Raw genomic sequence first — 13,914 nt, 5'->3', positions numbered from 1 at the left:
AACAGGTTGACCATATCAGAATCACAAGAACATACAAGCTGATAACCTTATTATGCTTTAATGGCCAAAATAGTAAAAACTTACCATAAAATAAATTGTCTCAAACAGCCCTGTTAATTTTCTTTTTTAGCAAGGGCAACGCTATAGCTGCTTACCTATCTTTACTTGCAACAAAATATAAAACGTTATGATAAAATCACTTTGGATAAACCTTCCGGTAAAAGACATTAACAAGTCTAAAGCATTCTTCACGCAACTCGGTTTTACGCTTAACCTCCAGTATGGCGCTCGCGAAGATTCGGCGTGCTTTTTAGTAGGAGAAAGTAATTTAGCGATTATGCTTTTTGAAGAAGCGTTGTACGAAGGTTTTGCAGGAACCAGTATTGCCGATAAACGCCATGGCGGCGAAGTATTATTCTCTTTTGACGCAGAAAGTCGGGAAGAAGTAGATAATCTGGCGGAAAAAGCGGTAGCTGCCGGTGGTACACTCTATGGCGAACCTGGCTACAAAGATGGCTGGATGTATGGCTGTGGCTTTGTTGACCTGGATGGCCAAAGATGGAGTATTCTTTATATGGATATGAGTAAAATGCCATTGGGGTAATTTTTATTCATGCAAAAAAATTAAACTAAATTTGCGTAAGCGATCACTTACATTTATATTTGTAAGTAATTACTTACGCAATTAATTTTATGAGAAGAGATGTATTTCAGGCCATTGCCGATCCTACCCGAAGAGAAATCATTAATCTGATTGCACATAACACCTTAAATCTAAATGCAATTGCCGAAAATTTCGACATGAGCCGACCTGCCATTTCACAGCACATTAAAGTTTTAACAGAATGCGGTTTAGTAGAAATTACCCAACAGGGCCGTGACCGCTACTGTAACATACAATTTCAAAAACTAGCAGAAGTATCTAAATGGGTAGAACAATACCGTACTTTTTGGACAAGCAAATTAGACGCTTTAGAAATACACTTATCAAAAGACACTAAATCAAAATAAAGATGAAAAACGAACCAGTTATTGTTGAACGGGTGTATAACGCCCCTATCGAAAAAGTTTGGAAAGCTTTAACCGATAACAATGAAATTAAACAGTGGTATTTTCAATTAGATACCTTTAAACCCGAAGTAGGCTTTAAGTTTGAGTTTTCTGGCGGACCTGATGACGGGCCTCAATATTTACATCTCTGCGAAATAACAGAAATTGTTGAGGGCAGGAGACTAGCCTACACTTGGCGATATGACGGTTATCCAGGCAATTCGGTGGTAAGCTGGGAGTTATTTGAGCAGGGTGAGCAAACAAGGCTGAAATTAACACATAGCGGCATAGAAAGCTTTGCTGAGAACGGACCCGACTTTGCCAAAACAAGTTTCAATGGCGGCTGGACTTATTTTGTTAATGATGCACTTAAGAATTATCTTGAACAAGAAGCTTAATTTCAACCGTTTCGTCATTCTGAATTTATAGTAAAGTCAGGTGTTACCACCTGACTTAGCATATATCTAAAAGATTTGATGAAGTGTAAGATGTTACCACCTTACACCACAGATAAGATCTTCGACTCAGCTCAGACTGACAATTACCTTAAACTAAGCTATATACCGGTGGTGGCATTCACTACGACCTTAAAAGACACCTATATTTCTTCTAAAGCCGATTTTATGGCTGCATAGATATAATCGAGATCTTCATCGCTGATTACATACGGTGGGAGGATGTAGATAATATTGCCCAATGGCCTTAATATGATTCCCTTATCTAAAAAGTACGCATACAATAAATTACGGAGATTACTTAAATAAGAGGTTTCATTCCCAGTCTCCCACTCTACTGCTATAATTGTTCCGGTTTGCCTAATGGCTTTAACTTTAGGGTGCGTTTTAATTTCTTCAAGAAAAACAGCATGTTTGGCCTCCACCCGCTTAATATTCTGAAGTGTTTCACTTTTTAACAGAATATCTAAACTCGCTAAAGATGCTACACAAGCAATCGGGTTCGCTGTAAAAGAATGTCCGTGGTAAAGTGTTTTTAATTTATCATCACTCAAAAATGCTTCAAAAATCTCGTTCGTACAGGTGGTTACTCCTAATGGCATTGTTCCACCTGTTAAACCTTTACTTAAACAGATAATATCAGGCTTATTAGTTAATTTCTCACAAGCGAAGTAAGTTCCTGTCCTACCGAAACCTGTCATCACTTCATCAGCAATGATTAAAATTGCCGCTTCTTTACAGGCAGATAAAAGTTGATCCAAATATTTAGCTTCGTACATCAACATTCCACCCGATCCTAGAATGAGTGGTTCGAAGATAAAACAAGCGGTATCCTTAAGATTTGAGATATGAGATATAAGATCTGAGATGTTGTCCTCATTTGGAAGATCTATAAACTCGACATCGAATAATAGACTGTTAAAAGCGTCCGTAAAAATACTGCGGCCGCTAACAGACATGGCGCCAAAAGTATCGCCATGATAGGCATTTTTAAAGGCTAAAATCTTCGTTTTTGGTGCACCCTTATTATCCCAGTACTGCAGGCACATTTTTAAGGCTACCTCTACTGCCGTTGATCCGTTATCGGTATAAAAAACTTTATCTTGTTTGCCAGGCAATATGGGTAAAAGCCTTTCTGCAAGCAGCACAGCGGGCTCGTGCGTAAAACCTGCAAAAATCACGTGCTCAAGCATATTGAGCTGTTCAGCTACTTTTTGTGCAATATAAGGGTGTGAATGGCCATGAATATTCACCCACCAGGATGAAACTGCATCAATATACCTTTTTCCATCCTCATCAAAAACGTACACCCCTTCTCCCCTAACAATTGGGATATGAGGAAGCGCATTTTTCATTTGGGTATAGGGATGCCAGATTACCTTTTGATCGCGTTCAGTTAAATTAAGTTGGGAATCTGGAGTATGGAGTTGAGACGAATCGGACATCTGATTATAATTTAACTGAATATTGTTTTTTTAAAAGCTGGCCTACGGTTTTATCTGTTTTAAAGGTGATATCATCTATATTTAAATCTTCAATTTTCACCCACCTGAAAGCCTGAAGAATTTCACCTTCTCCATCGAAATCATAAATAACATCTTTAAAGGCCAGCTGTAAAGGAGCTTTTTCTTTAACGATATAATACACGCTAATGACCTGACTATCGTTAAATGAAGATTTTTCAAAAAAATCTGTGGTATAAAAATGAGATAATACTTCAATTTCAGCATCACACTCTTCCATAAACTCACGTTTTAATCCATCGATTAAGCCTTCGCCAAGTTCTAAACCGCCACCCGGAAACTTACTGAAACGAAAGCCATATTCTTCCTCATCACTTATCAAAACCTCATTATTCGGGTTAATTAACAATCCATAAACCCTAACATTAAAGTAGCTCATTTTCGAAATGCTTTTTATTTTTGATTACTATTTCTGGCGTCCATACAATTTCCTTTTTAAAGGCCTCTGCCCTCACCGGACATTCACTCATATGGCAATAATGGCAGCACTCAGGCAAACATGGATCTGCATGAATAAAGAGTTCAGCTTTACGAACGCCGTTTTTATTGATCAGTTCATCAATCTGCGAAATTTCGCGGTGAACTTTATTTAAGTCAAAATAATAAGGCAACGTTACATGGCAATCGATATGAAATTCAGGGCCGTATTGCTGGGTACGCAGATTGTGCACATCAATCCATGGGTTATGCCTGTTCTTTTGTAAAACATCTACTACTTCTTCAACAAGTGTAAAATCACTTTCATCCATTAATCCACCCACCGAACCACGGGTAAGTTTATAACCAGAATAAACAATGTAAAAGCCTACTAAAAAGGAGAGTAAACTATCCAACCAAATAATATTTGTTAGCTGAATTAATATTAAACCAACAACAATTGCTCCGCTGGTATAAGTATCAGTTAATAAATGTTTACCATCAGCTTGCAATGTAACCGAATGCTCATCTTTACCTACATTTATGAGGTATAGGCCCACAATCAGATTAATCAAGCCCGTAATACCAATAATCAGCGTTCCTGTTAATAGTTCCCCCACCAAATGAGGATAAATAAGGTTGTACGATGATTTAAAAATAATAACCACCCCTGCAATCAAAATCAATATCCCCTCGACAAAGGCCGAGAAAAACTCAACTTTTCCATGTCCATAAGGATGGTTTTCATCGCGGGGTTGCGTGCTCAGGTAAATGCTGTAAAAGGCAAAACTCCCTGCTATTACGTTTACAATACTCTCTGCTGCATCAGTTAAAATCGCATTTGAACCTGTAATAAAATACGCGACAAACTTGGCCAACATCAGCACCACACTCACCACCAGAGAAATTATTATTGCTTTCTTTTTTACCGACACAAGGATATTTTTTTCAAAAATACGCTTATAGAATAAATTAAATGAGAAAAACTATGTCTTTTTTAGTGCAGAATAATATTTGGTTTATATATTTGCGCTCAAAGTAATTAACCATGAGCACCTTATCCAAAAGAATCAACAGTCTATCTGAATCTGCAACCCTTAAAATGACCAAACTTGGCCGCGAATTAGCATCTAAGGGCGTTAACATTATTAGTTTAAGCGTTGGTGAACCCGATTTCAATACACCCGATCACGTAAAAAATGCTGCTAAAAAGGCATTAGACGAAAATTATACACGCTATTCGCCAGTACCAGGCTACCCTGACCTGCGCCAGGCGATCGTAAACAAGCTAAAAACAGAAAACAATCTTGATTATGATATTTCTCAGATCGTGGTTTCAACGGGTGCAAAACAATCTTTATCGAATGTTATTTTAACTTTGATTGATCCTGATGATGAGGTAATCATCCCAACTCCTTACTGGGTTTCTTATTCAGAAATGGTAACCCTGGCAGAAGGAAAATCTGTTTTTATCGATACCGACATTGAAAGTGATTTCAAAATCACGCCTGCTCAATTAGAAGCAGCTATTACGCCAAAATCGAAATTATTTATGTTCTCTTCGCCATGTAACCCAACAGGTTCGGTTTACAGCAAAGAAGAATTAGCAGCGCTGGTTGCCGTTTTTGAAAAACATCCTAATATCTACATCTTATCTGATGAGATTTATGAGCACATTAACTTTGTTGATAAACATGAATCTATTGCTCAATTCGATAGCATTAAAGACCGTGTAATCATTGTTAATGGTTTCTCTAAGGCTTTCGCCATGACGGGCTGGAGATTAGGTTATATTGCCGCTAATAAAGAAATCGCAGCAGCTAACGATAAATTACAAGGGCAAACTACTTCTGGAACGTGTTCTATTGCACAAAGAGCCGGTATTGTAGCTTACAAGCAGGGTTTAGCCAGTGTTTTAGAAATGAAAGAGGCATTTTTACGCCGTAGAGAATTGGTTTACAATTTATTAAACGAAATCCCTGGTGTTAAAACAAATCTTCCTGATGGGGCATTTTACTTTTTCCCGGAAATCAGTTCTTTTTTTGGTAAAAAAGATGCTGATGGAAATGTAATTAAAGATTCATCAGACCTGGCTTTATATTTATTAAACGTTGGTCATGTAGCAACCGTTGGTGGCGATTCGTTTGGCAACAACAACTACATCCGTTTATCTTATGCAGCATCAGACGAGAGTTTGGTTGAAGCCTTAAGAAGAATTAAAGAGGCTTTAGGTAAATTAGCTTAATCAACTCTCAGTTAACCGTTTGCAGTTAGCAACATCATCATAAAACCCCATGTTAATTAAGTTAACATGGGGTTTTATATTTATATCACCGTTATCTCAAGAAAAAAAGGTTCGTCATCTCGACTGAAGCTCAGTCCCGAATTTTCGGGAGAGAGATCTATTGCAACAGATTTAGCTTCGCTGAGCCTTCGGGTTCTCGACTACGTTGCACTCCGCTCGAATGACGATATGGTGTTTGGAAAATGAAAGTCAGTATTTCATCGGAGAATCCAGTCCTTCTTTCCGTTACAAGTCCTCGCCCGATAAAGGATCGGGCTTGCGGGCTTTCCACTTCAATAAGGTTTACCAGTAGTGGTTCAGCAATAGAAACCACAAACGCTGAATTTGCAAACTGAAAACTGTTAACCGTTAACTGGAAACTAGCTCCTAATCGCCTCTACCGGATCCAATCTTGATGCTGAATACGCTGGCCAAAAACCAGAGATAGTACCGATGATAATCGATATACCGATACCTAAGGCTATATTATTCAAGCCAAGTATAATGTGGAAGTCTGTAGCTGCACCAATGCCCAAGGCGAGCAGAAAGACCAGTAATAAACCCAGCAAACCGCCTAAAATACAAAGCGAAATCGATTCGAATATAAATTGAAGCAGGATAAAATAGTTTTTTGCACCCAATGATTTTTGGATCCCTATAATATTGGTACGTTCCTTAACCGATACGAACATGATATTGGCAATACTGAAACCACCCACCAGGATCGAAAACCCACCAATTACCCAACCGGCAATATTTACCATTTTAAACATCGAATCTAACTGGTTAGAAATAATGGTGGTTTTATTTAGTGCAAAATCTTCCTCCTGGCCAGGTCTGATCCTGTGGATAGAGCGCATTAAACCTTTTAATTCGCTTTCTACCTCTTCCAGGCTCACATTATCTTTACCACGGACAGTAATCTGAGGACCGTATCGCTCACTTTGAATATCTAGAATACCTTTCGCAAAAGTGATTGGAATATTTACATTTTTATCCAGAGAAACGCCTAACATATCTTCACCTTCTTTTTTGAAAACCCCAACTACTGTTAACCTTCTTCCTAAAATCTGTACTTGTTTGCCAACCGGTGCCTCTCCATCAAAAAGTCCATCAGCAATATCAGAACCTAAAATACAAACAGGTGAGCCATTTTTACTCTCATTTTCGGTAAAATACCGACCGTCCTGAAGCTCGAAATTCCAGGTTTTATTAAAATCGTGTGATGCAGCCCATACCGAAATCCCTTCTACTGAGCTACTTCTGTATTTGATCGTCCTATCGTTGGTCGATATTTCGAATGTAACGCCTTCTGCATTTTCAATTCTTTCGCGAAGGGCCTCAAAATCGCGCAATGAAGGCTGAGGGCGGTTCATATATTTCCACCAAGGGTAATTATCGCCAAAACTCCATGGCCATTTTTGAATATAAATAGTGTTAGAGCCCAGTTTATCTACACTGGCCTGCAATTTACCGCGGAAGGTATCTACTGCAGAGAATACAGCAATAATGGTAAAAATACCGATTGTTATAGCCAAAAGCGATAACATGGTGCGTAATTTATTCTGGCGCAACGCATCAAATGCAAAACGGAAACTCTCGCCTATTAGCCTAAAGATTATCATAATTAAAGGTTAGATGCAAAGCTTTTCAAAAGGTTACAGCTTATCTTCAAAACTAATTATTTTTTATGTCTACAATGCATTAATCGCTCTGTATTATTTGATTTAAAATGATTAAAACATAATATACATAAATTGCGTTTGATAAAATACGAAAAAGAAAAATTAAATTCGTATTTTTGCACCTCAAAAAATTCATCAAGAATGAAATTATCACAATTCAAATTCAACTTACCTGAATCATTAGTAGCCAACAATCCGGCAGAGCAACGCGACGAAGCTCGCCTAATGGTTTTACACAAAGACAGCGGTAAAATTGAACATAAAATTTTTAAAGACGTTTTAGGTTATTTCGATGACAAAGACGTAATGATATTAAATAACACTAAGGTTTTCCCTGCCCGTTTATATGGCAATAAAGAGAAAACCGGTGCAACCATCGAGGTTTTCTTGCTACGTGAATTAAACAAGGAATTACGTTTATGGGATGTTTTAGTAGATCCGGCACGTAAAATCCGTGTAGGTAATAAATTATACTTTGGCGACGACGATTTATTGGTTGCTGAGGTTGTAGATAACACCACATCACGTGGCCGTACCATCCGTTTCTTATTTGAAGGTACTGACGAAGAATTTAGAAAAAACGTTGAAATTTTAGGTGAAACTCCACTCCCTAAATACATCAAACGTAAAGCTACCGCTGAAGATAAAGAACGTTATCAAACTATTTTTGCTAAGCACGAAGGTGCCGTAGCTGCTCCAACTGCAGGTTTACACTTCAGTCGTGAGTTGATGAAACGCCTTGAACTTAAAGGCATAGAATTTGCAGAAGTAACTTTGCATGTTGGTTTAGGAACATTCAGAACTGTTGAGGTTGAAGACTTAACCAAACACAAAATGGATTCTGAGCAGTTTATCATTGAGCAAAAAGATGCGAACATTGTAAACAAAGCTTTAGAGGAAAAAAGAAAAATCTGTGCAGTAGGTACTACTTCCATGCGTGCTATTGAATCGGCTGTTTCTGCTAACAGAACATTAAAAGCGGCTAACGATTGGACCAGTAAGTTTATCTTCCCTCCTTATGATTTCAGTATTGCAAATTCAATGATTACCAATTTCCACACGCCAGAATCTACTTTATTGATGATGGTAAGTGCATTTGGCGGATATGAAAACGTAATGAATGCTTACGAAGTTGCAGTAAAAGAAAAATATAAATTTTACAGCTATGGCGATGCCATGCTAATTATATAAGTTTTGCGGTTGGCGTTTGGCGGTTTAACGCTAAACGCCACACCCTAAACGCTCAACTATGAAATACTACGCTATAATTGTAGCAGGCGGTTCTGGCAATCGGATGCAAACAGAAACCCCAAAACAATTTCTACTGCTTAAAAACCTTCCGGTTTTGATGCATACCATAAAAGCTTTTGCGCAAAGCGATACTCAACCTAAAATCTTATTGGTTTTAAACACAGATCAACAAGCATACTGGACACGGCTATGTGAGGAATTTAATTTCCATGTACCGCACCAGGTTATCGATGGCGGCACGGAACGTTTTCACTCTGTGAAAAATGCAATCCGTGTTATCGAAGAAGAAAGTTATGTTGCCATTCACGATGCCGTTCGTCCTCTCGTTTCCAAATCCCTTATAGATAACTGTTTTAAAGAAGCTAAGCTCCAGGGAAACGTTATTGCGGCCGTACAATCAAGCGATAGCGTACGCTTGCTTAGAGACGATAAAACGACGGCATTAAAACGCGATGAGATCTATTTGGTACAAACACCACAAACTTTTAACCTTAGCATTCTTAAAGAAGCTTACAATCAAGAGTTCAATGCTCAGTTTACAGATGACGCAAGTGTGGTAGAATCAATTGGTTATGAGATCAATATTATCGAAGGAGAAAGAGGGAATATTAAAATTACTTATCCAATCGATCTGGAGCTTGCCGAATTATTGTTAAAAAATTAAAATGTAAAAAAGGAGCTTCATTTTTGAAGCTCCTTTTTTAATCCATCTATTTCAGAGTACTCTTACTTCTAAAACCAATGAATATCGGTGCGATATATTTTTTACGCTGCCCGGCCAATTACTTTAAGCAGAATTGCAATAACTGCGATTACCAATAAAACGTGGATTATACCGCCTACGTCTCCGAAGCCGTGAAACACAAATCCTATTACCCATAGTATTACCAATACTACTGCGACTAAATACAATAAATTTCCCATAGTGTTAATTTTTTAGCAATGTTATATTATTGTTCTATTAACACCCAACTTTTCTCTTTTGTTTAAAAAATGTAAATTTTATTTCCCCAAGCTCATCAATCCTCATCGAAATATAATATATTAAACAAAAAATGTATGACAAAAAAAACCTCCCAGTTTAGCTGGAAGGTTTTTTATAGTTTCTAATGTTTAGTATTCATCCTCGTTAAAGAAGAAATCTTCTTTAGTTGGATAATCCGGCCAAATTTCCTCAATGGTTTCATAAGGTTCGCCATCATCTTCTAATGCCTGTAAGTTTTCAATTACTTCTACTGGGGCACCAGAGCGGATACCATAATCAATTAATTCGTCTTTAGTTGCAGGCCATGGTGCGTCTTCCAAGTGCGATGCTAATTCTAATGTCCAATACATATCGTCAATTCAATTAAATTCTTGTTCTTATTATTGCGCAAAGTATATTAAAATTTTTGAGCAAAACAAACTTATTTTTCCACTATTAAACCCGCGGAATCCAAATATTTTCTTCCGCCTTAAAATACACGGTCAGTTTTCGTGCCAAAACGAATAAATAATCGCTTAAACGATTCAAATAAACTGTTACACGCTCATCTACAAAGCTATTTTCTGCAAGTTCAACCGTAAGTCGTTCTGCCCTCCTACATACACATCTAGCAATATGGCAGTAAGAAACTACAGTATTCCCGCCAGGTAAAATAAAATGTTTTAAAGCAGGCAGCTTTTCGTTCATCAGATCCATCTCATTTTCCAACAAAGTAATATCAGTATCGTGTAGATCGGGGATCTTCATTTTAGAAGTTTCCGGGTCTGCCGCAAGCGATGAGCCAATAGTAAATAACCTATCCTGAATTTCTTTTAGCAGTTTCTGGTCGTGCACCTCAATATCCTGGCACATAATTAAACCTATGTACGAATTTAACTCGTCAACAGTTCCATAGGTTTCGATCCGTAAATGATATTTAGGTACACGGGTACCTCCTATGAGTGATGTTTGGCCCTTATCGCCGGTTTTAGTGTAGATTTTCATACCCCCTGCCCCCTTAAGGGGGAATAATATGGTTAGTCCTAAAAGTCCCCTTTAGGGGATTTAGGGGTTAATTAATTTTCTCCCAATCGCTGCCAGTATCTTTCAAAGCCTGCAAACGTGGAGATACATTTTTTATATCTGTATTTAAATAATCGTTTTCAATCAAACCATCACGCATACGTACAATACGGTGGGCGTGCTGCGCAATATCTTCCTCGTGTGTAACCAGAATAATGGTATTCCCTTTACTATGGATTTCTTCAAGTAGGCCCATTATTTCAATTGATGTTTTGGTATCTAAGTTACCTGTTGGCTCATCGGCCAAAATAATGGATGGATTATTGATCAAAGCCCTGGCTACGGCCACACGTTGGCGTTGACCACCCGATAATTCATTTGGCTTATGATCCATACGATTGCCTAAGCCTACGTTTTCTAATGCTTTAGCTGCTCTTGCATCCCTGTCCTTTTTACTTGTTCCTGCATAAATTAAAGGTAAGGCAACATTATCTAAAGATGTTGAACGTGGCAACAAGTTAAAGGTTTGAAAAACGAAACCGATTTCCTGGTTGCGCACCTCTGCCAAGGCATCATCACTCATGTGGCTCACATTGGTTCCATTTAAAACATATGTTCCGCTAGAAGGTGTATCTAAACAACCTAAAATATTCATCAGGGTTGATTTACCAGAACCAGATGGCCCCATCAATGCTACGAATTCGCCTTTATTGATATCTAAAGAAACTGATTTTAAAGCGTGAATCACTTCAGATCCAATAACATATTTACGGCCAATTTCTTTTATAGTAATGAGTGGTTTCTCCATGTTTTTTCTTTTTTAGACAAGCGTAAAGGGTAAGATGTTACAAGAGGATTAAAAATTACTGCACAAATGTTAATCTCGTAGGTGCTGATTAAATTACCTTCGGTGAGCTCGCTTAGGGCTCGGTTACTGCGTAGCTTTCCGCTGAACTACAGGTCAGCATTAAGATTACACCATTATTTTTCAATAATTTTTGGCACCATAAAAAATTGGTCGGTATGTTTTGCTGCATTTTTCAAGCCATCAGCTGTAGCTATTTCCTGCTTAACCACATCTTCTCTCCAAACATTTACCGATTCGTTCATGTAAACCAATGGTTTCACATTTGAAGTATCCAGTTCATTTAACTTTTCCATGAATGACAAAATTTTGTTCATTTCAGGGATCAGTGTATCCACCTGTTTTTCATCAATATGAATTCTGGCCAGATCGGCTATTTTATGGATGGTCTTTGCGTCTAAATTCATATTTATACTAACTTACTATCAATCAATCTGTAAACCTTTTCTTTCAATACATCCGAATCAACATCAGCCAAAGTTGATGTATTTATGGGTTTGTGGACGTAAATATCGCAAATTCCTGGCTTACTTCCATACTTTGCTCCATCATCCCAATTAATTTTCCAAACATCGGTAATACTCACAGGTACCAGCGGTATATTTTTATCGATAGCCAAACGGAACGGACCATTTTTAAACTCACCTAACTTTGGTGGGTAATGATCGTCTATCTTACCTTCCGGAAAAATAATCAAGCTCATCCCCTTTTCCAGGTTTTCGCCAGCCTTTTTAAATGCTTTAAAAGCCGAAATCTTACTGTCGCGGTTTACTGAAATATCGATGGTTTTAAAAAAAAGACCCAATACGGGATTATTCAACAATTCGTCCTTTCCCATAAAGTGAAATTTTCCATGTCCCATGATACAGAAAATCATGATATCCAGGTTAGAAGTGTGGTTTGCACAATAGATGTAAGTTTGTTTGGGATTTAGCTTTTCTTCATATTGATAACGAAAAAAAACACCAGAAAACAGACTGCACAAAAAACTGTTGGCTTTTCTGAAAAAATTGAGCGTACTGTAATACTTCTCATTACGTGAGGTAATGTAATATATTGGATAAAACAGAGCGAAAAAAAACAGTATCCAGAATAGAAACCATATCCGGTGTACTTGTCTTAGAAAATAAATCATAGATAACCAAAAATATAAAATAGTTTGATATTTCAAACAACTGATTGCATTGGGCTAAGGTTATGGTTGTATAATACCAATTACTGGCGAAACCCATTCTAAAGATCTCTCCGCTACGGTCAGGATGACGACCATAAGCATTACGTGTTAAAAAATCTTACCATTAAAAATGAAGCGATTTATGATTTGCTTGTATTTTATTTTTAATTTCGTGCCATTATGAAAGAAACAGTGGTGAGCGGTATCCGCTCAACAGGAAAATTACATTTGGGTAATTATTATGGTGCAGTTAAAAACTTCGTTCAAATGCAGAACGACTACAATTGCTACTTTTTTATCGCCGATTTACACTCCTTAACTACACACCCTACTCCAGCCGATTTGCATGGAAATATTAAACATGTTTTGGTTGAATATCTGGCTAGTGGAATTGATCCAGAAAATAGTACCATTTATATACAAAGTGATGTTCCGGAAATTGCTGAGCTTTATCTATACTTAAATATGAACGCTTATATGGGTGAATTAGAGCGTAGTACTTCTTTTAAAGATAAAGTGCGTGCCAACCCGGATAACGTAAATGCGGGTTTATTAACCTACCCGGTATTAATGGCTGCCGATATTTTAATCCATAAGGCTACCAAAGTACCTGTAGGAAAAGATCAGGAACAACATTTAGAAATGGCCCGTACTTTCGGAAACCGTTTCAACAGGTTATACAATACAGAATATTTCCCTGAACCTTACGCTTTTAGCTACTCTGACAAACTGATTAAAGTACCTGGTTTAGATGGTAAAGGTAAAATGGGTAAATCAGAAGGCGAAGCCAATGCAGTATACCTATCTGATGATCCTGAAACCATTCGAAAAAAAGTAATGAGAGCGGTTAGTGATGGTGGTCCGACAGAAGAAAACCAGCCAAAACCTGAGCCTATCCAGAATCTTTTTGATTTAATGAAAGTGGTTTCGAGTGCCGATACACTTGCGCATTTTGAAGATTTGTATAGCAAAATGCAGATCCGTTATGGCGATTTCAAAAAACAACTGGCAGAAGATATGATTATTACGACCGCACCTATGCGTGAGCGCATTTTGGATATTGCCAAAAATGATTCATATTTAAGGCAAGTGGCTAAACATGGTGCATTAAAAGCCCGCGAAAGCGCGCAAAAAACCATCAGAGAGGTTCGCAGTTTAATCGGGTTTAAAAGTTTTTAATAATTTTAATAGATTTGAGAAGTGAGACATTAGATTTGAGATAT

Annotated in this window: 17 protein-coding genes; 7 read left to right on the top strand and 10 right to left on the bottom strand. The window is 37.6% G+C overall.

Going from position 1 to position 13,914, the window contains the following annotated elements; genetic code table 11:
• The first annotated feature begins 187 nt into the window (after positions 1–187).
• The 3 genes from ACN9MR_RS08720 (at position 188) to ACN9MR_RS08710 (ending at position 1,448) form a co-directional block, all read left to right on the top strand.
• The gene (locus tag ACN9MR_RS08720) at positions 188–604 is read left to right on the top strand and encodes a VOC family protein (protein WP_426329216.1); all 417 of its coding nucleotides are present in this window, start codon (positions 188–190) and stop codon (positions 602–604) included.
• Between the two features lie 89 nt (positions 605–693).
• The gene (locus ACN9MR_RS08715; protein WP_426329215.1) at positions 694–1,011 is read left to right on the top strand and encodes an ArsR/SmtB family transcription factor; all 318 of its coding nucleotides are present in this window, start codon (positions 694–696) and stop codon (positions 1,009–1,011) included.
• Between the two features lie 2 nt (positions 1,012–1,013).
• On the top strand, positions 1,014–1,448 hold the full coding sequence (locus tag ACN9MR_RS08710) for an SRPBCC family protein (protein WP_426329213.1): 435 nt from the start codon (positions 1,014–1,016) through the stop codon (positions 1,446–1,448).
• Positions 1,449–1,648: 200 nt separating this feature from the next.
• Here the strand turns inward: ACN9MR_RS08710 and bioA are convergent, their stop codons facing one another.
• The 3 genes from bioA to ACN9MR_RS08695 are packed head-to-tail and all read right to left on the bottom strand — an operon-like array spanning position 1,649 to position 4,380.
• The gene (gene bioA / locus ACN9MR_RS08705) at positions 1,649–2,950 is read right to left on the bottom strand and encodes an adenosylmethionine--8-amino-7-oxononanoate transaminase (RefSeq protein WP_426329212.1); all 1,302 of its coding nucleotides are present in this window, start codon (positions 2,948–2,950) and stop codon (positions 1,649–1,651) included.
• Between the two features lie 4 nt (positions 2,951–2,954).
• Complete coding sequence (locus tag ACN9MR_RS08700; RefSeq protein WP_426329211.1) at positions 2,955–3,407, bottom strand: NUDIX domain-containing protein; 453 nt, start codon at positions 3,405–3,407, stop codon at positions 2,955–2,957.
• Positions 3,394–4,380 (bottom strand): cation diffusion facilitator family transporter, encoded by a 987-nt coding sequence (locus ACN9MR_RS08695; protein ID WP_426329210.1) that lies wholly within the window; start codon positions 4,378–4,380, stop codon positions 3,394–3,396. Before ACN9MR_RS08695 ends, ACN9MR_RS08700 begins: the two co-directional genes overlap by 14 nt.
• A 113-nt stretch (positions 4,381–4,493) precedes the next feature.
• Here ACN9MR_RS08695 and ACN9MR_RS08690 point away from each other — a divergent pair, with 113 nt between their 5' ends.
• Complete coding sequence (locus ACN9MR_RS08690; protein ID WP_426329209.1) at positions 4,494–5,690, top strand: pyridoxal phosphate-dependent aminotransferase; 1,197 nt, start codon at positions 4,494–4,496, stop codon at positions 5,688–5,690.
• A gap of 419 nt (positions 5,691–6,109) precedes the next feature.
• Here the strand turns inward: ACN9MR_RS08690 and ACN9MR_RS08685 are convergent, their stop codons facing one another.
• Positions 6,110–7,354 carry an ABC transporter permease gene (locus ACN9MR_RS08685; protein ID WP_426329208.1) on the bottom strand — a complete coding sequence of 415 codons (1,245 nt, stop codon included), beginning with the start codon at positions 7,352–7,354 and terminating at the stop codon, positions 6,110–6,112.
• A gap of 201 nt (positions 7,355–7,555) precedes the next feature.
• On the opposite strand from ACN9MR_RS08685, the gene queA reads away from it, so the two are divergent.
• Together queA and ACN9MR_RS08675 are read left to right on the top strand one after the other, a co-directional pair.
• On the top strand, positions 7,556–8,605 hold the full coding sequence (gene queA / locus ACN9MR_RS08680) for a tRNA preQ1(34) S-adenosylmethionine ribosyltransferase-isomerase QueA (protein ID WP_108199008.1): 1,050 nt from the start codon (positions 7,556–7,558) through the stop codon (positions 8,603–8,605).
• A 58-nt stretch (positions 8,606–8,663) separates the two neighbouring features.
• On the top strand, positions 8,664–9,329 hold the full coding sequence (locus ACN9MR_RS08675; protein ID WP_426329207.1) for a 2-C-methyl-D-erythritol 4-phosphate cytidylyltransferase: 666 nt from the start codon (positions 8,664–8,666) through the stop codon (positions 9,327–9,329).
• Between the two features lie 101 nt (positions 9,330–9,430).
• Here the strand turns inward: ACN9MR_RS08675 and ACN9MR_RS08670 are convergent, their stop codons facing one another.
• The 6 genes from ACN9MR_RS08670 to ACN9MR_RS08645 all read right to left on the bottom strand — a co-directional run bounded on the left by ACN9MR_RS08670 (position 9,431) and on the right by ACN9MR_RS08645 (position 12,652).
• Entirely contained in the window at positions 9,431–9,589 is a 159-nt protein-coding gene (locus tag ACN9MR_RS08670; RefSeq protein ID WP_109924584.1) for a lmo0937 family membrane protein, read from the bottom strand.
• 189 nt (positions 9,590–9,778) lie between these two features.
• A complete protein-coding gene (locus ACN9MR_RS08665; protein ID WP_010603503.1) occupies positions 9,779–10,000 on the bottom strand; it encodes a DUF2795 domain-containing protein in 222 nt (73 codons plus the stop codon).
• A gap of 85 nt (positions 10,001–10,085) precedes the next feature.
• The gene (locus ACN9MR_RS08660) at positions 10,086–10,634 is read right to left on the bottom strand and encodes a cob(I)yrinic acid a,c-diamide adenosyltransferase (protein ID WP_426329206.1); all 549 of its coding nucleotides are present in this window, start codon (positions 10,632–10,634) and stop codon (positions 10,086–10,088) included.
• A gap of 67 nt (positions 10,635–10,701) precedes the next feature.
• On the bottom strand, positions 10,702–11,460 hold the full coding sequence (locus tag ACN9MR_RS08655) for an ABC transporter ATP-binding protein (protein ID WP_057934548.1): 759 nt from the start codon (positions 11,458–11,460) through the stop codon (positions 10,702–10,704).
• A gap of 173 nt (positions 11,461–11,633) precedes the next feature.
• Positions 11,634–11,924, bottom strand: coding sequence for an Asp-tRNA(Asn)/Glu-tRNA(Gln) amidotransferase subunit GatC (gene gatC, locus ACN9MR_RS08650; protein WP_029278731.1), 291 nt, complete (start codon positions 11,922–11,924; stop codon positions 11,634–11,636).
• A 2-nt stretch (positions 11,925–11,926) separates the two neighbouring features.
• Positions 11,927–12,652, bottom strand: a complete 726-nt coding sequence (locus ACN9MR_RS08645; RefSeq protein WP_426329205.1) for a lysophospholipid acyltransferase family protein — start codon at positions 12,650–12,652, stop codon at positions 11,927–11,929.
• Positions 12,653–12,871: 219 nt separating this feature from the next.
• On the opposite strand from ACN9MR_RS08645, the gene trpS reads away from it, so the two are divergent.
• Positions 12,872–13,870 carry a tryptophan--tRNA ligase gene (trpS, locus tag ACN9MR_RS08640; protein WP_426329204.1) on the top strand — a complete coding sequence of 333 codons (999 nt, stop codon included), beginning with the start codon at positions 12,872–12,874 and terminating at the stop codon, positions 13,868–13,870.
• Positions 13,871–13,914 lie beyond the last annotated feature (44 nt).

Origin of the sequence: Pedobacter sp. R-06, from assembly GCF_049913135.1 — a bacterium.
Classification (GTDB): domain Bacteria; phylum Bacteroidota; class Bacteroidia; order Sphingobacteriales; family Sphingobacteriaceae; genus Pedobacter.
This window is presented reverse-complemented; position numbering and strand designations above follow the sequence as displayed.